General features: G+C 30.3%; 15 protein-coding genes. 9 read left to right on the top strand and 6 right to left on the bottom strand.

What is annotated here, in order from left to right; translation table 11 throughout:
- Positions 1 to 263 precede the first annotated feature (263 nt).
- The 3 genes from AC0N0V_RS04090 to AC0N0V_RS04080 all read right to left on the bottom strand — a co-directional run bounded on the left by AC0N0V_RS04090 (position 264) and on the right by AC0N0V_RS04080 (position 4232).
- Positions 264 to 1871, bottom strand: coding sequence for a sigma 54-interacting transcriptional regulator (locus AC0N0V_RS04090; RefSeq protein WP_474462273.1), 1608 nt, complete (start codon positions 1869 to 1871; stop codon positions 264 to 266).
- Between the two features lie 260 nt (positions 1872 to 2131).
- Positions 2132 to 2401 (bottom strand): hypothetical protein, encoded by a 270-nt coding sequence (locus AC0N0V_RS04085; protein ID WP_474462272.1) that lies wholly within the window; start codon positions 2399 to 2401, stop codon positions 2132 to 2134.
- 370 nt (positions 2402 to 2771) lie between these two features.
- The gene (locus AC0N0V_RS04080; RefSeq protein ID WP_474462271.1) at positions 2772 to 4232 is read right to left on the bottom strand and encodes an aminoacyl-histidine dipeptidase; all 1461 of its coding nucleotides are present in this window, start codon (positions 4230 to 4232) and stop codon (positions 2772 to 2774) included.
- A 390-nt stretch (positions 4233 to 4622) separates the two neighbouring features.
- Between AC0N0V_RS04080 and AC0N0V_RS04075 the strand changes: the two genes are divergently transcribed.
- Positions 4623 to 5537 carry a peptidoglycan-binding protein gene (locus AC0N0V_RS04075; protein WP_474462270.1) on the top strand — a complete coding sequence of 305 codons (915 nt, stop codon included), beginning with the start codon at positions 4623 to 4625 and terminating at the stop codon, positions 5535 to 5537.
- A 340-nt stretch (positions 5538 to 5877) separates the two neighbouring features.
- On the opposite strand, the gene AC0N0V_RS04070 is transcribed toward AC0N0V_RS04075, so the two are convergent.
- Positions 5878 to 6540, bottom strand: coding sequence for a hypothetical protein (locus tag AC0N0V_RS04070; RefSeq protein WP_474462269.1), 663 nt, complete (start codon positions 6538 to 6540; stop codon positions 5878 to 5880).
- Positions 6541 to 6884: 344 nt separating this feature from the next.
- Here AC0N0V_RS04070 and AC0N0V_RS04065 point away from each other — a divergent pair, with 344 nt between their 5' ends.
- The 7 genes from AC0N0V_RS04065 to AC0N0V_RS04035 all read left to right on the top strand — a co-directional run bounded on the left by AC0N0V_RS04065 (position 6885) and on the right by AC0N0V_RS04035 (position 15249).
- The gene (locus AC0N0V_RS04065) at positions 6885 to 8366 is read left to right on the top strand and encodes a spore germination protein (protein WP_474462268.1); all 1482 of its coding nucleotides are present in this window, start codon (positions 6885 to 6887) and stop codon (positions 8364 to 8366) included.
- A 4-nt stretch (positions 8367 to 8370) separates the two neighbouring features.
- Positions 8371 to 9465 (top strand): GerAB/ArcD/ProY family transporter, encoded by a 1095-nt coding sequence (locus tag AC0N0V_RS04060; protein ID WP_474462267.1) that lies wholly within the window; start codon positions 8371 to 8373, stop codon positions 9463 to 9465.
- Complete coding sequence (locus AC0N0V_RS04055; protein WP_474462266.1) at positions 9452 to 10561, top strand: Ger(x)C family spore germination protein; 1110 nt, start codon at positions 9452 to 9454, stop codon at positions 10559 to 10561. Before AC0N0V_RS04060 ends, AC0N0V_RS04055 begins: the two co-directional genes overlap by 14 nt.
- Positions 10561 to 11646, top strand: a complete 1086-nt coding sequence (locus tag AC0N0V_RS04050) for a GerAB/ArcD/ProY family transporter (RefSeq protein ID WP_474462265.1) — start codon at positions 10561 to 10563, stop codon at positions 11644 to 11646. Before AC0N0V_RS04055 ends, AC0N0V_RS04050 begins: the two co-directional genes overlap by 1 nt.
- Entirely contained in the window at positions 11643 to 12770 is a 1128-nt protein-coding gene (locus AC0N0V_RS04045) for a Ger(x)C family spore germination C-terminal domain-containing protein (RefSeq protein WP_474462264.1), read from the top strand. Before AC0N0V_RS04050 ends, AC0N0V_RS04045 begins: the two co-directional genes overlap by 4 nt.
- 127 nt (positions 12771 to 12897) lie before the next feature.
- The gene (locus AC0N0V_RS04040) at positions 12898 to 13107 is read left to right on the top strand and encodes a (2Fe-2S)-binding protein (protein WP_474462263.1); all 210 of its coding nucleotides are present in this window, start codon (positions 12898 to 12900) and stop codon (positions 13105 to 13107) included.
- Between the two features lie 174 nt (positions 13108 to 13281).
- A complete protein-coding gene (locus AC0N0V_RS04035; RefSeq protein ID WP_474462262.1) occupies positions 13282 to 15249 on the top strand; it encodes a PAS domain-containing hybrid sensor histidine kinase/response regulator in 1968 nt (655 codons plus the stop codon).
- A 49-nt stretch (positions 15250 to 15298) separates the two neighbouring features.
- On the opposite strand, the gene AC0N0V_RS04030 is transcribed toward AC0N0V_RS04035, so the two are convergent.
- Both AC0N0V_RS04030 and AC0N0V_RS04025 read right to left on the bottom strand, forming a co-directional pair.
- The gene (locus tag AC0N0V_RS04030; RefSeq protein WP_474462261.1) at positions 15299 to 15826 is read right to left on the bottom strand and encodes a serine/threonine protein kinase; all 528 of its coding nucleotides are present in this window, start codon (positions 15824 to 15826) and stop codon (positions 15299 to 15301) included.
- 161 nt (positions 15827 to 15987) lie between these two features.
- Positions 15988 to 17277 carry an NCS2 family permease gene (locus tag AC0N0V_RS04025; protein WP_474462260.1) on the bottom strand — a complete coding sequence of 430 codons (1290 nt, stop codon included), beginning with the start codon at positions 17275 to 17277 and terminating at the stop codon, positions 15988 to 15990.
- A gap of 357 nt (positions 17278 to 17634) precedes the next feature.
- On the opposite strand from AC0N0V_RS04025, the gene AC0N0V_RS04020 reads away from it, so the two are divergent.
- Positions 17635 to 19707, top strand: a complete 2073-nt coding sequence (locus AC0N0V_RS04020) for a methyl-accepting chemotaxis protein (protein WP_474462259.1) — start codon at positions 17635 to 17637, stop codon at positions 19705 to 19707.
- The last annotated feature ends 9 nt before the right edge of the window (positions 19708 to 19716 follow it).

Here is a 19716-nt window from a genome sequence, read left to right as displayed (position 1 = left end):
ATGTAATCTATTATAGTTTTTTACATAAAATATATAAGCAACAAATATGCCAAAACAATTTAACAGTAATTATTAATATTAAGTATTCTTACTACTTTCAATCTTTGATACTGAAAATCAAGGATTTATAGTTAAATTTTATTTTTTTTATTTAAAATTTATTTAATATATCTTATATAGTTATAATACAATATAAGATATTGGAAATATTTTTAACCATATTCTATACATACCTGTAAAGTATATTTTACAAACGGAATTTTTTATTTACACTTTATGTTATACTTAGTGGCTTTATTTATTATCGTAGTATGAGAAACACCAAGAATTTTTGCAGTTTTTCTAAAACTTTTATTTTTTTCTAAAGCTTTTATTATAGCTTGTCTTTCACAGAGCTCTACTATTTCTTTTAATTTTAGTTCATTTCCCATGATAAACTCCATTTCATTTGCTCTATGTGATTTATAAGATGTTATATTTTTATATTTTAAATCAATAATTAAGTTTTCAATACCTAACAATCTTCCTTCACATAGGTTCATGGATCTTTCGATGACATTTTGCAGCTCCCTAACATTGCCTGGCCAATCATATCCCATAAGTTTGCTAATAAACTCCAGCTCTACCCCTTTTATTTCTTTATTTACCTTTTTATTTAATTTATCTACAAAATACCTAACTAATATTGGTATATCCTCCAACCTTTCTCTTAGGGAAGGTATATAAATTGGTATAACATTTAACCTATAATATAAATCCTCTCTGAATTGTTTTTTTTCAATCATCTCTTCTAAATTTCTATTAGTAGCTGCAATAATTCTTACATCAACTTTTTCTTCCTTGCTGCTTCCTATTTTTCTAATAACTCCTTCTTGAAGCACCCTTAAAAGCTTTGATTGTAGAGACATTGATATCTCTCCTATCTCATCTAAAAATAAAGTACCTCCATCAGCCTCTTTAAATAGTCCATCTTTGCCACTATTTATTGCACCTGTAAAACTACCTTTCTCATAGCCGAACAATTCACTTTCTATTAGATTTTCCGGAAGCGCTGCACAGTTTATTGCAATAAATTTTCTACTATCTCTATCACTTAAATTACCAATGGCTTTAGCAAAAAGTTCCTTACCAGTACCACTTTCCCCTCTTAGTAAAACTGTTGAATTACTTTTAGCAACAGTAGTTACTAATTTTTTAACTCTTTCAATGACCACGCTATTACCTACTATTTCTTTAAATGCACCTTCTTTAGTTGAAGATATAACATTGACAAGCTCCATTGCCTTATCCATATCTTTAATTGAGGCAACCGCTCCTATAGTCTTGTTATTATCATTCTTAATAGGTCTTCCAGTGGTTATATAATGACTTTCTCCTCTTTTGTTTTTTATACTAAATTCAACATTATCATATTTATCTCCATTTTTTATTAGATTTACTATTGGTGCTTCTGCACCTATCAATTTTCTTATATCGGTTCCTAAAACTTCTTCTTTTTTATAATGAAACACCTTCTCACAATAGTCATTGAAAATATCTATATTTAAATTTCTATCAATAGCTATAATACCTTCATCCACTGAATCCATGACAGCAAGAAGTCTTCTTTCATTTTCTTCATGATATAGAAGTTCTATTTCGTAAACTTGTATAACATCTTTAATTCTACTAATTTCACTACTTAATAATTGTTTCTTTTCTTCGTCTATATGTTCAATTTTTATACATACTTTTTTTGGGAATACTTCTACTGAAACGAGATCTATTTTTGCTTCATAAACCTTTTGCAATATTTCAACTGTTATCCCCATTCTATCTTCTGTAGTTATTTCAAACCTAATAAAGTTTTTTATATCCCCCACCCCATTCATAATTCATAAAACTTTTTTATGTTTTCAACTAATTAATTTATCCGATCGCTACCATTGCTAGCACCCCCTCTTCTATCAAAGTGGTGGATAAGCACTGCTACGCGCCTGGATAAGTTCTTCAACTAAAAACTAAATTGACACAAAAGATATAAACAAGGCTTACTAGGTAGATTATTAGGAATAGTCGATATTCTACCTAGTACTGTAAACAGAGTTCTTCAAGCCTCACTTTATGTTTCACACAATTAATTATATTTCACTTAGTGTATATAAGCATCTACCACAGTCGCAACATATCCATCTACCCCTTCTCTAACAACAGTTATAATTTCAGGTGCATTTTTTGCATCTACATGTGTACTATAAGCTTTAAAATCCATTTCATCGTACTTTTCTTTTCTTTCTATAACAACCTTTGATTTTCCTCCATATTCATATCCTTCATAAGCAGCTCTTATTTTGTTGTATAATTCGTCATCCTTACAATCTATCTCCCTTACAACCTCCAAGACATCTTCTATAGTTCTCATATCTTGCTACCTCCTTTACATGCTCATCCTCTAGTCTGTTGTAAATCCTAATTCATGGGTTTCACTACTTTTAACTACTAAGTTAGACATTTCTCCTATTCAACTTTTGGAAAGACCTATATTTAATTTTATAATAGAATCTTTGAAAGCTTCGAAGTTCTATAATATTATTCTTAAGTAGTCTAGTAATTAACTTTATATTTTTTATTATTCTCAATGAGTAGGATTACAATTCTAAATTTAAAACAAAAATAGGATTAAAAAATATTAGCCAAAAATAGTATAACTTAAATACTATTTTTGGCCAATATTCTTAATCCTATTTTTGTTATTCCCAAAGAATTTTTTAAAACATTCTAGAAATAAAATTCTATTTTACATTCTTTAAAACTTCTAATAAGTAATCCCACATTCTTGAAACAGATGAAATGCTCATGTGTTCATCTGGAGTATGAACATCATAAAGATTTGGTCCAAATGAAATCATATCCATATCGCTAAATTTTTCTCCAAGTAAACCACACTCAAGTCCTGCATGGATTGCTGTTATATGAGGCTTCTTACCATACTTCTTCTCATAAACATCAACAAAAACATTTCTGATTTTTGAATCAGGATTGTATGCCCACTCTGGATAATTTGCTTCTGTAGCAACTTTAGCACCAACAAGTTTAGCAATAGTAGATACTCTTGTGAATAACTCCATCTTCAAGCTCTTTACAGAACTTCTTGCTGCACTTATAAATTCTATTTCACTCTCTGAAGTTGTTATTACTCCTAGATTTATAGAACTTTCTACTAATCCTTCTATATCCATACTCATTGAGTTAATTCCATCTGGAACTAAATATAAGTAGTTAACTAAGCTATCAGCACTTTCCTTTGCTAACACCTTAGCAGGTGCTGGACTTAAAACTTCAAATTCTACTCTTAAATCTGGATCTGGTGTTCTAAGCTCATTTTTTAATGTATTTTCCCATTCAGCAACTTTTCCTTCAATTGCAGCTTTATCTTCAGCTTTAACCAATAAAACAGCATCAGCTTCACGTGGGATTGCATTATGTTTTGATCCACCATTTACTTCGCTAATTCTTAAATCAAATGAAGAAACTAAGTCTATAAGAATACGTCCCATTAACTTATTTGAATTTCCTCTTCCCTTGTTTATTTCCATTCCAGAGTGACCGCCTTTAAGTCCTCTGATTCTAATTACAACTGGTACAAGATTTTTATCTGCTTCTTCCCAAACTGCAGCTACAGTTGTCTTAGCAGTAAGTCCTCCAGCACAGCTTACAAGTAGTGTTCCTTCTTCTTCTGAATCTATGTTTATTAATAGTCTTCCATCTACATTTTTAGGGTCTAATGCTTCTGCTCCACCCATTCCAGTTTCTTCTTCAGATGTAACAAGTAGTTCTAAAGCTGGATGCTCAATAGTATCAGAAGCTAAAATTGCAAGTCCCATAGCAACAGCAATTCCATTATCTGCTCCAAGAGTTGTTCCTGTTGCGTAAATCATGTCCTCTACAATTCTCAACTTTATTGGATCCTTTGTGAAATCATGTACAGTATCTACATTTTTTTCGCATACCATGTCCATATGACCTTGTATAACAACAGCTGGTCTGTTCTCATATCCTGGAGTTGCTTTCTTCTTTATAACAACATTTAAAGCTGAATCTTGAATTACTTGTAAATTATGCTCTTTTGCAAAAGCTACTAAATAATCACTAATTGCTTTTTCATTTCCAGATCCTCTTGGAATTTGAGAAAGCTCCTCAAAGTATTTAAATACTTCTACTGGTTTTAAATCCTTTAGTACATTACTTGACATTATAATCATCCTTTCCTTACCACTAATTCGTTTACATATGTATATAAACCAATTTATATCATTTATGCCTGATTATATTTCATCATAAAGTAAAATAAAAATCAAGACTTGTAATTTTACGTTTTTTCAAACATATGTAAAGTCATACTAATTTACATCTCTTATTTTTATTTATGAAGTTATTATGTTTAAATTATTTATCAGTTTTATAAAAACTCACTAAAAAATATGTCAATATAATATTAACTTACAATTAATAAAATTTGTAAAATGTTTATTCTTTATACATCATTTTGAAAAACATTTTTACATTTACTAAAAGACATACTTTTCACCTTTTTGCCACTATTTAATATACTAAAATAGTGAACAAATTATGGAGATGTAAATATGAAAAAATCAGTTCCTTTAGTTACATCACTCATGCTTATTCTATTATTCTCTGGATGTAGTTCTAACAATGCTATATCAACTGATTCAAAAGAACAACCTTCTATATCTCAATCACAAACCCCTCAAGAAACTGATAAAAACAATAAAGATAAAGATTCTCAGAATATACAACCTAAAAATAATGAGTCATCACAAAACTCAGATGAACCTAAGGATAGTGTGCTAAAACTTGGAGACAAAGGGGAAAAAGTTAAAGAACTACAATCTAAGCTAAATAAATTTAAATACAACCTTATTATAGATGGAGAATTTGGCACAAGCACAGACTTTGCTGTAAGAAACTTTCAAACAAAAGTAAAAATATCTTCAGATGGTGTTGCTGGACCAGAAACCTTTAGACTACTAGACTCAACACCTGCAAAGGACCCTTATCTTTATAAGCAACCACCTAAAACTTCTACAACATCGAAAAACTCAGATACAAATACTTCTAATAATTCCATAGAAAACTTTATTAATTCAAAAGATTGCCCGAGCAATACCGAATACTACATCTATACCAATCTCACTAATCACACAGTCTCAATTCTAACTGGAAGTAATAATAACTGGAAATTATTAAAATCCTTTAGTTGTTCTGTAGGCGCAGCTTCTACTCCTACTATAAGAGGACACTTTACTGTAGGAACTAGAGGAGGGTCATTTGTTACAGACAATGGTCTAATATGTAAATATTATACTCAGATAAGTGGGAATTATTTATTTCATAGTGTACTATATAACAAGAAAGGCAACTTAGTAGACGGAAGACTTGGATACAACATATCTCATGGCTGTATACGTCTTGCGTTGGAAAATGCAAAATATATGTATGACAATATACCTTCTGGAACATCTATTTGGATACAGTAAGAAATTGGGAGAATCCATGACGTAGAGTGATTAAAAAACATTTTTAGTTTAATTTTTTAAAGGAATATTATATAGGGCTACTAGAAAAAACTTATCTACACAACTGGATGTGTTATTAGTTATGAAAGCACATTTAAATACTTTTTATAGATCTTAGCGAAGAACTTTATAAGAAGCTTAGAGACTTCGATTGTCTGAGCGGTAGCGAGTTATAGAAAGTTCTTAGCTTTTTTAAAGTTCAAGCTTTAGACTTATTAAAAGTATTTAACGTGCCGAATGACTAGCAACACATTCTGTCGTTTAAGTGAAGTTTTTTTAGTAGCCTATCCCTTGAGATACCTTAACTACTAAGCTTACTTAATTCACTCTTAAGCAATTGGTTCGATTCCTTTAAAACATTTAAATAATTGTTATATGCATCCTTAACCTTAGCAGCATCTCCTAACTTAACTGCTTCTCTTAAAGCTTTTTGAGCTTCCTTTGTTTTCTTCATATCTTGTTTCATGCTCTTTTTTGCAGACTTAATTTCATCTTCATGAGCTTCAGCATACTCTTCTTTTACTTTCTTTAATTTTGCAAGTTCAGCAGCATGATCTGTTTCAAATTTCTTCTTCTGTTCATGAAGATACTTTTTAGCATCCTCTTCAGTCATCTGTCCGTTCTTTACCTTTTCATGGGTATCATGGATAATCTTCCTGTAATCATTCATAAAAGAAGTATCTACTCCTAGTTTCTTTAATTTTAACTCTTTTAATTGCTTCCAAAGGTCTCTTCTTTCAGTGATTACTTGCTTAATCTGTTCTTCAGCACCTGGAACATACTTTTCTACATCTTTTAATTCCTTATTAAAATTCCTGTGATTCTTATGGTTCTCTTTGTGAGCCTGTATTTTTGTTGTAGCTGTAGGTTGAGCATCATTTACTGAGCTTGCATAAACTGCACTTGGTACAAGTATTGATGTTGCTAGTAAAGCTGGCAACACCATCTTTCTGAAGTTTAACATTTTAAATTCTCCTCTCTTTCAGAGTTAACCCTAATCACTAAATTCCATTGATACCCATATGCTAAAGATGAGAATACTATGGCAGTAATTAGTGTATCCTTCTGTTCCTATTTTATTAATTTCAGAGTTATTCTATCTCTCATCAGTGACAGTAAAATGTCAATTTTATGAACAAAATGTTAACATTATTAATTTATAAATTATATAATTGTAGTAAAATCTTTACATTACAAAATTAGTATATAAAACATATTTGTGTTAGATAATAGGAAATATAACTCAAAATCAAATCATTTAATTTAAGCTGCTAAAAATTACTTATTTAAAGGATGTGAATAATAGCCATGGAAAATAATGATTTAAAAAAGAATATTGATTTTATAACAAAGGAACTTGGATCACTAAATTCTATAACAGTAAAAAACTTTTTCATAGGGCGAAATCAACCTTTGGATGCAGCTATTATTTATATCAATGATTTAGTAGATAAAAATATTATAGATAGAGATATTCTTTCTCCACTAATGCTTCATACTGAAGAGGATTTAAATTGCAAACAGAATATAGCAGATTATCTCTGTAGGCGGTATATTTTCATGAGTGGCACTAAAATTGAAACTGATACTTATAAAATAATAGATCTCATTAAAAGAGGTTATAGCGCAATACTAATAAATGGAACCTTAGAGGCAATAGTGCTAGATACTGCTGGTGGGGAATATAGAAACATATCTGAACCTCAAACAGAGACTTCAGTAAGGGGTCCTCGTGAGAGTTTTGTTGAAAATCTTGAAACAAACATTAGTCTAATTACACGAAAGGCACGAGATAAAAACTTAGTGACAGAGAAATTTACCTTGGGTAAACGCACTCAGAGTGATTTAGTTATTGTATATATACAAGATTTAGCTGATGATACTGTAGTATCTAAAATAAGAACGAGAATTACAGCTATTGATGTAGATAAGATAACAGATGTAGGAACACTACAGCAGTATCTAGAAGACTATACCTACTCACCTTTTCCTCAAACTTGCGTAACAGAACGTCCTGATGTAGCAACTGCAGACTTATTAGAAGGTCGTATAGTTATAGTTTTAGAAGGAAGTCCAACTGTTGTAACAGCTCCTGCTGTTCTAGTACAATTTTTTCAAGCGGTGGAGGATTACTATCAAAGAACATTAGCCTCCTCTTTTGTAAGAATTTTAAGGATTATAGCTGTTTTTGTAGTGGTAACTCTTCCTTCTACATATTTGACTCTAATGAAATTTAATACTGAGCTAATACCTATAAAATTCATAACTCCGATAATACAATCAAGAATAGGTCTAGCTTTAACTCCATTTATGGAGATACTCTCAATGGAAATAATAGTTGAATTTTTAAGAGAAGGTGGATTAAGACTACCAAGTAAAATTGGTCAGACCTTAAGCGTGGTTGGCGGTATTATAATAGGTGATACTGCTGTTCGTTCTAGAATTGTGAGCCCTACAACTTTGTTTATCATAGGTATTTCCGTAATATCTACATTCTTAATTCCTAATTATGATATGTCACTTGCTGTAAGACTTTTAAGATTCCCTATGCTTGTTTTAGCAAATTTTTTGGGTATATTTGGTATAGGTCTGGGCTTTTTCATAATTACAGTACATCTATGCTCATTAGACAGCTTTGGCACCCCATATTTTGAACTAACTAAAAATGATATGAAGGATGTATTTATTAGAGCACCTCTTTGGAAGTTTAACAAGCGGCCAGACTCCATCCCAAATAAGGATTCTATAAGACAAACAGATTTTAGATCAAAATGGAAGAAAGATGAATGAACCTATGAATAATAATTCTAGAAATTTATTAACACCAAATCAAGTAACCTATTTACTTGTTGGTATTATTATTAACGAAGGTATAGTTAGTTTACCAAATGAGGTAGTAAAATTTGCAAAACAGGATGGTTGGATTTCTGCATTTTTAGGTGTTATTTATCCGCTATACATAGTATTTATCGCTTCTTACTTAAGTAAGAGATTTCCTAATGATAACATATTAGTTCTGAGCAAAAGATATCTAGGTAACATCTTTGGAGGCATTTTAAATATAATATTTTCTTTGTTCTTTTTATTTTACTTAACTTCCTCAGTCTCTGGTATTGGTAACTTCCTTAGAACCTATATACTAAGCTTTTTGACACCTATGAAATTTATAACTCTTTTCGTTCTTGCATCTGCTTACGCTGCGTATAAAGGTCTAAAAGTTTTGGGTAGACTCTGTGAATGTATTTTTTACGCCTCTGCTTCAATTGCTCTTGTGCCTTTGGCTAGTGTAGGTACTGGAAGCATACTTAACATACTTCCAATAATAGATTCTGGAATAATTAATATTTTAAAGGGTGCTATAAATTCTGCTTATTCTTACGGATGCATAGAAATTGTATTATTAATATACCCTTTTATTAATGATAAAAGTAAATTAAGAATCTCTTCTTTAAAGGCTGTATTAATTATCTGTGGTTCCTATACATGGATTACATTTATGACTATCTACTACCTTGGTCATAACATAATTCTGAAAACTAGGTGGTCTTCAATATATGTAGCGGAAAACTTAACACTTACTTTTATAAGTAACTTTAGATATATACTATTATTTTTGTGGATTCTTGTTACTTTAAAATCAGCTGCTGTAGATTATTATGCTTTCGTTACTATTTTAAAGGATTCAATCAAAAAAGTAGAAATAAAAAGTCTTATTTTTATTTCTTACCCTATTATCGTATATTTAACATTTATGTATGATGGTGAAGCGACTAGAAAATATATCACAGGGTACATTCTACCTCTAATCACCATATATACTGTGCTATATTCATCATTAATTGCTTTATTAATATTTATTAAGAAGGAAAAAGTTTATGAAAAGACCTAATATTATAACAATTGTTGTTATTATAATACTATTTATTTACTCTATAGTTGGAATCGGTGTTGTACCAATAGAAAATATAGCAATACCTTCTATTGTAGCCTACGATTTAGAGAATCCGAATTCTAATAATTTAACTTATAAGATATTCTTAAATGTATATACTTTTGGTGAACGCAATAAAGTTTTCAGTAAAACATATAGTGGAATAGCTACCAGTATAGTTAAGTCAAGAGAAGAAAGACAGCTAAAGATAGACAAAAAATTCCTAGTTGGACTTGAAAAAGTAGATTTAATAAGCGAAACTTATGCTAAGTGTGGGATAAGAACTATTATAGATGTGCTTTTTAAGCTTCCTTTTGTTAACGATACAGCATTAGTAGCAGTTTGTAAGGATAACATTTTAGATGTAATAAATTATAAGGTAAGCGGCTATCCTTCCTCTGGAGATTATATAGAAGGTATGCTTAAAAATGCTAATCAATACAATTTTTTCCCTAAACGTTTAAAAATAATGGATTTATTTATAGCCTTGGATACCGAGGGTCGATCTGTTAGGATTCCATATATTGAAATAACGGGAGAAGGCCTTAAGCTTACTGGGCAATGTATATTCAAACATGACAAAATGATAGCTAAACTAGACATGAAAGACAGTAGATTATTAAATATCTTAAGTACTAATAATTCTAATGGTATTCTTACTATACAGGAAAGTTCCTCTAGATACATAGATTACTCCGCAAAGGTAAAAAGAATGGTTTCCTGTTCTAAAATTAATGATAAATACACTTTCGTTATTAACCTACACTTTAAAGGAGAAATCGTTTCGAATGAGCTTTATAAAAATATAATGAAAGATTCAAAGATAATGAATCAATTTGAAAAAACTCTTGCAAGCAACATAGAAACCATGTGTATTGAATTTATAAATAAAATAAATAATCAATATAAAGTAGATTTCTTAGATCTTGGAAGAGTGGCTACCGCAAAATATGGCAAAGATACTGGTGTAGATTGGGATGAGATAGTATCAGATTCTAATATAAAAGTGAATGTTAATGTAAAAGTAGATAACCAAGGAAGGGGAGACTATTGATGGATATCCAAAAAAATAATCTCTTAACTCCAAATCAAGTGACACTATTGTTATTAGGATTTACTATTGGAATAGGTGTTATAGGACTCCCAGATTCTCTTGTGAAAGATTCCTATCAAGATGCATGGATTCCAGCATTACTAGGAGCTTTGTACCCTTTATATATTGGAATTTTAGCAGTTTATGTTAGTAATAAACACCCAAAGGATACAATACTTACCTTAAGCAAAAGACTTTGTGGAAGATTCATTGGAACCATTTTAAATACAATATTTTTAACATTCTTTCTCTCTGACACAGTGGTAACCATAGCTGGTTTTAATAATATTGTAAGAGTTTACGCTGTACCCTTTTTAAGCTCTTCAAAGGTTTTGACTATTTCTCTTTTAGCAATAGCTTATACGGTACATAAAGGTCTGAAAGTAGTTGGTAAAGTAAGTGAACTTGGCTCTTACATGATGTTTCTTGTGATTTTAGCTTCTTTAGCAGCCTTAAGAAAAGGAAGCTTTGAAAATCTTCTTCCTATTTTTCAAGCAAATATATCTGATTTATTTAAAAGTACCAAACAATCAATGTTTTCTTATGGAGGTATTGAAGCCATATTTTTAATCTATCCATATATTAATGAATCGAAAAAGTTAAAAAAGTCCATTTTTGCTTTTATAGCAATAACAGCTTTTATTTATACCTATGTAACTTTTATAAGTATATATTATTTGGGGGCTGATATAATACCTAAAGGTATATGGTCCTTCGCCTTAGTAACAGAAAGCTTCGTTTTTCCAGTTATAAATAACTTTAGACTTATATTTATATTTATATGGACTAGTGTAGCTTTAAGATTAACCTCAGCATATTATTATGCATCAGTTTTTATAATAAAAGATATATTAAATAAAGTTAGTTTTAAAAAAATAGTTTTTTTAATGTACCCCATAGTCCTCTTGATGAGTTTAAGATTAACAAACGAAACCATAAGAGCGGAATTTATAGACTTAATGGCTTTCAAATATACAATTTTTAATACTATTTATATATCACTGATATCATTGCTAGTATATTTTAAAAAGGATGATAAATCTTGAGAAAAAAAAACTTTTTACTAACCATTATTTTTGTATTATTGATTTCATTTGTAGCAAGTGGATTAGAGCCTAAGTCTGCCGAAGAAGTAACTATTGTGAATGGTCTCGCAGCAGATATAGAAAAAACAGTTTCCCAGATTATTTATAAGATACACAGAGTTATTTATGTATTTTATGAAAATGATATGACTTCAAATCAAATAATTACTGGTTCAGGAACAACTATATCAGAAACACGACAAGAAAGACACACAAAATCAAATAAAAAGGATGTTCAGGGACAAGAGAAAGCATTTTTAATAAGTGAAGAGTATGCTAGACTCGGAATTAAGCCATCACTAAATTTATATTATAAAACCGCAATTACAAGTAATATATCCTACTTTGTCATTTGTAAGGGCAAAACTCTTCCCTACATACAATACGAAATTCCTGGATATCCAAGTTCTATTGATTTTATAGAAGGTCTAGTTAGAAATTCTAGAGATTATAATTTTTTTTCAGATAACTATAACGCAATGGATTTATACGTAAGAGTAGGTGCAGAAGGAAGAACAACGGTGTTACCTTACATGGAATTAAAAGAAAAAGAGGAAAATTCTAATGAAAAAGAACTTAAAATTACAGGTACAGCAGTATTAAAGGAAGACAAAATGAAGGCTATGGTTAACATAGAAGATTCCAGAATAATGAACTTACTAAGAGAAAATAATGTTAAAGGTATACTTAGAATACAACAGGCCCCTAAAAAATTTATAGAATACTACGGCAAGTCCAAAAGAAAAATTAAATGCATAAAGGAGGGTGATAAATATAATTTTATTATTGATTTAGACATAAAGGGTGACATAGTTTCAAATGAGTTATATAAAAATATTATTAATGATATAAAACAGAAAAAAGACTTTGAGGAGAAGTTATCCGTAAAGGTTGAAGAAATGTGTAATGAATTTTTAGATAAAATGAAGAAAGAGTATAAGGTTGATTGTCTAGAACTTGGCAGATTTGCTGCTGCGACTTATGGAAGAAGAACAGGCGCTAACTGGGATGAGGTTATATCCAAATCCAATATAAAGGTAAATGTAAAGCTAAAAGTTGATTCTCAAGGCAGAGGAGATTATTGATTATAAATAAATTAATGTTTACATATCCCCATGAAAGTTATATAATTATTCATACATATAATAATTACTTATTAATAATCATTATATGTATGGATAATGAAATAAAATAAACTTGGAGTGATAAATAATGGAGCAAAATATAAAACCAGAAATTTTAGATAAACTCACAAAAGTATGCCTTTGCAAAGGCATATCAAGAGCTACCATGAAGAAAGCAATTATGAACGGAGCCAAAACTATAGAAGAAGTTAGAAAAGCTACAGGTGCAGGTTCTGGTTCTTGTTGTGGTAAACGCTGTACTCCTAAAATAGAGCAGTTGTTAGAGGATCTAAAATAAGTATTATTAGAGCAGTTTTTGTTTGAGACGAAAACTGCTTTTTCATATTGAATGAACTTATACAAAGTAATATACTTAAAGTATAAAAGTTAATGAATACTTTAACAATCTATTCTTTTCTCTATGAAAGGGGTGAAAGTAAAATGGTGAAACATCACCATTTTTAGATTTAATATGAAAAATTCATCTAGTAACATAAAAAACTTTCATGCACATTTAGATATTTTATCAAGTATATCGGTCCCCTTTATTGTTATAGATTGCAATGATTTTATCATCCATAACAATGATTCCGCTGTTGCTATGTTTAACACAATATACATAACAAATAAAGTAGAAATCCCAAGGGAAAAGTGGAACCATACCCTATGGTTTATTAAAGATGAACTCATTTCATTTAAGAATAATGATGAGTCTTCCTTCAAATTTTTCAAGGAAATTGCTATAAGTAATATTGATTGGAGATTTTATGGAAAGTTTCTAAAAATAGATGATAATATTCTTCTAATACTAAATTATCGTTTAGCAAAGCTTGATTGTATAAAAAAAGCTCTTCAGCTTTCATCTATTGTTGATTCTTCCGAAGACTCTATAATAGCCACAAATCTAGACGGAAAGATAATAAGTTGGAACAAAGCCTCAGAAAAAATTTATGGATACACCGAAAAAGAAATAATGGAAAAAAATCTTTCTATTATTGATATAGATAATAACGGTAAACTTGTATCCGAATTACTTGAAAAGATAAAATCTGGTGAAGAAATTAAAAATTTTGAAATTAAGATATTAAATAAAAGTAATATAGAGATATCTCTGTCTATAAATGTTTCTCCAGTTAAAAACCATATTGGAAGCATAATAGGTGCTTGTGCCATTTCACGAGATATAACTAAAAGAATAGAACGAGAAGAAGAGCTAAATAAGGCAAAATTTGCAGCTGAAGAGGCTAGTAGAGCTAAAAGTAGCTTTTTAGCCAATATGAGTCATGAGATACGAACCCCTATTAACGGAATAATGGGAATGACAGATTTAGCCTTAATGACAAATCTCACAGATGAACAACAAGAATACTTGAACATGGTTAAAATCTCTTCCAAGCATCTACTTGATATAATAAACGATATACTTGATATTGCTAAAATTGAATCTGGGAAATTTAAGTTAGAATTGGAATCCTTTAATCTTGAAGAAAAAATAAATAAGATAGTAAAGAACTTTTCTGTGCTTGCTAATGAAAAATTTATACAAGTATTATATTTTGTAGATCCAAGTCTTACAGATACTGATATAGTTGGTGACCCATTAAGGTTAAGTCAAATTTTAATGAATTTGCTAAATAATGCTTTGAAATTTACCGAAAGAGGCAATATAATAGTTTGTGCCAAAAGAATTGAAGGGCCTAAAGGAAAAATTAAGATTCAATTCTCCGTTTCTGATACAGGTATAGGAATACCTGAAGATAAAATGAATAAGCTTTTTAAAACCTTCAGCCAAGTGGATGATTCGTATACAAAGAAGTATGGCGGAACTGGCCTTGGACTTGCTATCTCAAAAAATCTCGTTACTATGATGAATGGAGATATATGGGTAGCTAGTAAAAGAGATAAAGGAAGTTGCTTCTATTTTACAGCAGAATTCTTACCAGGAAATACCTATGAATGCATTACAAAAGACGATCGAGCTAACTTAATCAATATAAGAAATCAATATCCAAATGATACTTCGGACAATTTTGCTAGTAAAATACCAGTAGAGGTAACAGGATATATTGCTTCAAAAACAATTTTAATTGTTGATGATAATGAAGTGAATCAACAATTTGTATCAACATTGCTTCACAAAAAAGGCTATAACTATATAAATGCCTTCAATGGAACTGAGGCATTGAAAATACTTGAGAAAAGAAAAGTAGATTTAATTTTAATGGATATTCAAATGCCTAAATTAAATGGATTAAACACTACCAGTATCATTAGAAGTAAGGAAAAACTTAAAGAATCTCACATCCCAATTATAGCTATGACAGCCTATGCCATGGTTGGCGATAAGGAGCGATTCTTAGCATATGGGATGGATGATTATATATCTAAGCCTATAAATTATGAAGATCTTTATACTATAATTCATAAATACTTGAAATAGAAATAGATAACGGGTACCTATATGTACTGTAGTACCTGTTATCTCCCCTCTATCTCTTCCACTTCTTATACAAATCTGGTCTTTCCTCCTTTAGAACTTGGTAGAATTGTTTAGAAACCTTTTGTCTTCTAAGTTCTTTAATCATAAGTCTAGGATATTTCTCCCTCCATATCATGTGAGATGCTGGGTCAATAACCATTATAGATTCATCCTCTTTTACGTAAATATGCTCTCCCCTAATATCTAATCTTACAAATCCAATTCTCTGAAACTCTTCTATAAGATTAATTAAGTTCATAGCTAAATTTCTACTAAGCCCATGTTTTTTTATATATAAAGGAAGCTTCTCACCTTGGACATAGTCTCTAACCATTGCTTTTCCATTAATCTCATAAACCCTTGGAAAGTACGAACTTCCTTCTGCAGCTTTCAAGACTTCATATTCATCCCTACATACTCTTTCGGTTTTACAAATCTTTATCACTTTTCCATCTGGCATTAAATATACTTTACCATTTTTTCCATGACCTAAATATTTAAATTTATCTAATTCATACATATTTCTATAATCCACCATACAATTCCCCCTGTCTTTGTATGTAATATTTAGTGCTTATTTTTTGTCCCTTACTTATTACTATACTAAATTCTATTAAAAGTGTACCTATTATTAAAAAAATAAAAAAAAGACATTTACTTTAAAGTAAATATCTCTTTTCAATTATAAATTATATATTTCTATATAAAGAACTTTAGTATAAATAAAATTGCTATTATATAAGTAGCTGTTGTTATTTCCTTCGCTTTACCTGTTAAAACCTTTAGAACTACGTATGAAACTATTCCAAATATAATTCCATCGGAAATACTAAAAGTCAAAGGCATCATTATTATAGTAAAGAAAGCAGGTATAGCTTCTGTAAAATCAACCAAATCTATTTCCTTTATAGGAGATAACATAAATAGTCCAACTAAAATAAGTGAAGGTGCTGTAGCTGCAGATGGTATCATAAGAAATAGTGGTGATAAGAATAATGCTATTGCAAACATCCCTGCTGTAGATACAGCTGTAAGGCCAGTTCTTCCACCTGATGCAACTCCTGAAGCACTTTCTACATATGTACATACAGTACTCGTTCCAAAACAAGCTGCGAGTGTAGTTCCAACCGCATCTGAAAATAAAGCTTCTTTCGCCCTAGGTACATTTCCCTTCTCATCTAGCATTCCAGCCTTAGTTGCAACACCAACTAAAGTTCCAACTGTATCAAACATATCCATGAACAATAAAGTAAATAAAGAAACAAGCATATCTATACTAAAAATGTGATTCCATTCAAACTGTAAAAATGTAGAACTAATACTTGGTGGCATACTTACAACTGCCCCTGGTAACTTTGTTATTCCCATAGGAATACCTACAATAGTTGTAATTATAATCCCTATTAATAAAGCTCCATTTACGTTTCTCGCAAGTAATGCACCGGTTATTACAATACCTATAACTGCTAGTAATGCTACTCCACTAGTAACATTTCCTAAGGCAACAATAGTACCTGATTTAGGATGTACTACTATCTGAGCATTTTCTAATCCTATAAAAGCAATAAAAAGCCCTATTCCTACTGAAATTGCTTTTTTAATATTTAATGGAATTGAGTTAATTATAGCTTCACGAACATTGAAAACTGTAAGTAAAATAAATATTATTCCTTCTAAAAATGCTGCAGTTAATGCAAATTGCCATGTATGTCCCATGCCAAGTACTATAGTATAAGCAAAAAAAGCATTAAGTCCCATTCCTGGTGCTTGTGCAAAAGGTAATTTTGCATATACTCCCATTAAAAATGTGGAAACTATCGCTGCTAACGCTGTTGCCGTAAATACTGCACCGTAGTTCATACCTGCTTGGGAAAGTATATTAGGATTTACAACTAATATGTACGCCATAGTCATAAAGGTAGTTATTCCAGCTAATATTTCTGTTCTTATGTTAGTTCCATTTTCTTTTAATCTAAAAAATGATTCCATACTAATCTCCTCTGTAGTTTAATTTTACTTTTTACGATATTTTTTTCTCTTTTTCGCACTTGTCTATAGTAACAAATGTTATCATTAAAGTCAATATTCTTCACGAACATTTCCATATATAAAATCACTTATACTTTGTATATACTTTTAAAAAACGAATATTAGAGAATGTATCAATGTGTCAACGTTCGTGTTAATACTTATATGTATTACTACTAACAAGTTACTATATATTTAAGTATTAACAAACAGTTAACGATATAGTAATATGTAAATATATATATAAATGTTGTGATATTTGTCTTTTGAACTTATATCATAGCGGTACGGGAAAATACTTATAGTGGAGGAACTAATATGAAGAAAATCAGTACAAAGATTATAACAGCAATAATTTTATGTTGTGTAATTCTATCTTCAGCAATAGGTGGACTAGCTATACTAAGAAGTAGTACGTTAATTGAGGAAGAGGTAAGTGCCAAAATAACCTCAATGGCTGAGGCAAAATCAAATGAACTTGATAAGACCATAATTAATGTACAAGATTCAGCTCGGGATTTAGGTTCAATGATAACAACTTTAGTAGATACGGAAAAACTAAAAACTAATCCATCAGATTATGAATCTATTATCAAGCCTTTAATAAAAAATTTGATAACATCCCAAAAGGGCACGATGGGAGAATATGTAATCTTAAACCCTGACCTAACAGGAAATGTATACGGTGGTTGGTTTGTAGATATGTCGAATAACGGTCAATTTATGGAACATAAACTAACTGATAAAAGTGAATTTAGACCAGATAATGCAAATTTAGCATGGTACTATGAGCCTATAAAACAAAAAAAAGGTGTATGGAGTAATCCTTACACTAACAATGAATTAAAAATGGAAATGATATCTTATACGGCTCCTATTTTTAAAGACAACATATTAATTGGTGTAGTAGGTATTGATATAAATTTCCAAAAGTATAGAGAAGGAATTAATAACATAAAACTATATGATACAGGATATGCAGCTCTTCTAAATGATAAACATGACTATATAGTCCATAAAACTTTAAAGCAATCTGATAATCTAGCCAAGATAAATAATGAAAGTTATAAGTCCGTAAGTGATAACATTAAGAAGGGTACTTCTGGAATTGATCATCTTGATTCAGCAGAAGGTAAAAGTGCCCTAAGCTACTCTAAATTATCTAATGGATGGGTGTTACTAATGATGGCACCAGAAAACGAAGTTTTTAAACAAATAGATTCACTATTAATTTTAATAATCCTAATTATTGCAATTGGAGTAGTTTTATCCTCTTTATTCGCATTATATATAGGTAAAAAGATATCCGCTCCTATTATATATTCTACTGAAGCAATTAATAAAGTGGCAGGTCTCGATTTATCTTTTAATACAGATAATCAAGCAGATAAATTGCTAAGTAATAAAGATGAAACTGGAGTTATGAGTAGAGCTGTTTTAAATTTAAAGAAAGAACTAGTAGAAATTGTACAAACTTTAAAGAATAACTCTAAGGAAGTGCTCCAATATTCAGAAAACCTATCAAAATCTACAGAGGAAACCACAGCTTCGATTGATAGTGTATCTAGAACCCTTGAAGAATTAGCTAGAGGTGCTCAGGAGCAAGCGAGTTCTGCTCAACTTGGCACTGAAAAGCTAGAAGGTCTTGCTAATGAAATAACAACCTCAGTTGCAAGTTCTCTGAAGGTTAAGGAACTATCTAATGAAGTAAAAGATACTAATGCTATTGGAACTAATGCAATGGAAAGACTTATAGATAAATTTAATGTAAATATGAAGGTTTCACAAAAAATAGCTAATAATATAGATGACTTATCAAACAAATCAGATTCTATAGGAAAAATCGTAAGTGCTATTGAATCTATTGCAGAGCAAACAAATTTATTAGCATTAAACGCTGCTATAGAAGCAGCACGTGCTGGCGAAGCTGGTAAGGGCTTTTCCGTAGTTGCTGATGAAATAAGAAAACTTTCAGAACAAACCTCTATTTCAACAAAAGAGATAAGTACTATCGTAAGTGAGATTCAATTAGAAATAAGCGCGGCTAAGAATAACATGGACGCAGGTGAAGCTGCAGTTAAAGAGTCTAATATTGCGGTTGAGGAATCAAACAAAGCATTTCAATCTATAGAAAGAGCAATCAAAGGAACTCTAGAACAAGTAGAAATATTAGTTCTAAATATTGAAAAGGTTAATACTGATAAAAATGATGTTATAAATTCCATCCAAGAAATATCTGCCATATCTGAGGAGTCAGCAGCTGCTACTGAAGAAATATCTGCTTCGCTGGATGAACAGTCAAAATCCATGAACAGTATTTCAAATACTTCTGAAAAACTTAATAACATTGCAGACAAACTAGAACAAATAATTAGCAAATTTAAAATCTAACTAAACAAA

This window comes from Clostridium sp. CS1-1, from assembly GCF_056135525.1.
Note: the sequence above shows the minus strand (reverse complement) of the source record. Positions and strands in the feature narration are given on the sequence as shown.

Excerpts from the sequence above, each read along its gene's own strand:
- AC0N0V_RS04090 (WP_474462273.1), bottom strand. The coding sequence starts at position 1,871 with ATGAATGGGGTGGGGGATATAAAAAACTTTATTAGGTTTGAAATAACT.
- AC0N0V_RS04085 (WP_474462272.1), bottom strand. The coding sequence starts at position 2,401 with ATGAGAACTATAGAAGATGTCTTGGAGGTTGTAAGGGAGATAGATTGT.
- AC0N0V_RS04080 (WP_474462271.1), bottom strand. The coding sequence starts at position 4,232 with ATGTCAAGTAATGTACTAAAGGATTTAAAACCAGTAGAAGTATTTAAA.
- AC0N0V_RS04075 (WP_474462270.1), top strand. The coding sequence starts at position 4,623 with ATGAAAAAATCAGTTCCTTTAGTTACATCACTCATGCTTATTCTATTA.
- AC0N0V_RS04070 (WP_474462269.1), bottom strand. The coding sequence starts at position 6,540 with ATGTTAAACTTCAGAAAGATGGTGTTGCCAGCTTTACTAGCAACATCA.
- AC0N0V_RS04065 (WP_474462268.1), top strand. The coding sequence starts at position 6,885 with ATGGAAAATAATGATTTAAAAAAGAATATTGATTTTATAACAAAGGAA.
- AC0N0V_RS04060 (WP_474462267.1), top strand. The coding sequence starts at position 8,371 with ATGAATAATAATTCTAGAAATTTATTAACACCAAATCAAGTAACCTAT.
- AC0N0V_RS04055 (WP_474462266.1), top strand. The coding sequence starts at position 9,452 with ATGAAAAGACCTAATATTATAACAATTGTTGTTATTATAATACTATTT.
- AC0N0V_RS04050 (WP_474462265.1), top strand. The coding sequence starts at position 10,561 with ATGGATATCCAAAAAAATAATCTCTTAACTCCAAATCAAGTGACACTA.
- AC0N0V_RS04040 (WP_474462263.1), top strand. The coding sequence starts at position 12,898 with ATGGAGCAAAATATAAAACCAGAAATTTTAGATAAACTCACAAAAGTA.
- AC0N0V_RS04035 (WP_474462262.1), top strand. The coding sequence starts at position 13,282 with ATGAAAAATTCATCTAGTAACATAAAAAACTTTCATGCACATTTAGAT.
- AC0N0V_RS04030 (WP_474462261.1), bottom strand. The coding sequence starts at position 15,826 with ATGGTGGATTATAGAAATATGTATGAATTAGATAAATTTAAATATTTA.
- AC0N0V_RS04025 (WP_474462260.1), bottom strand. The coding sequence starts at position 17,277 with ATGGAATCATTTTTTAGATTAAAAGAAAATGGAACTAACATAAGAACA.
- AC0N0V_RS04020 (WP_474462259.1), top strand. The coding sequence starts at position 17,635 with ATGAAGAAAATCAGTACAAAGATTATAACAGCAATAATTTTATGTTGT.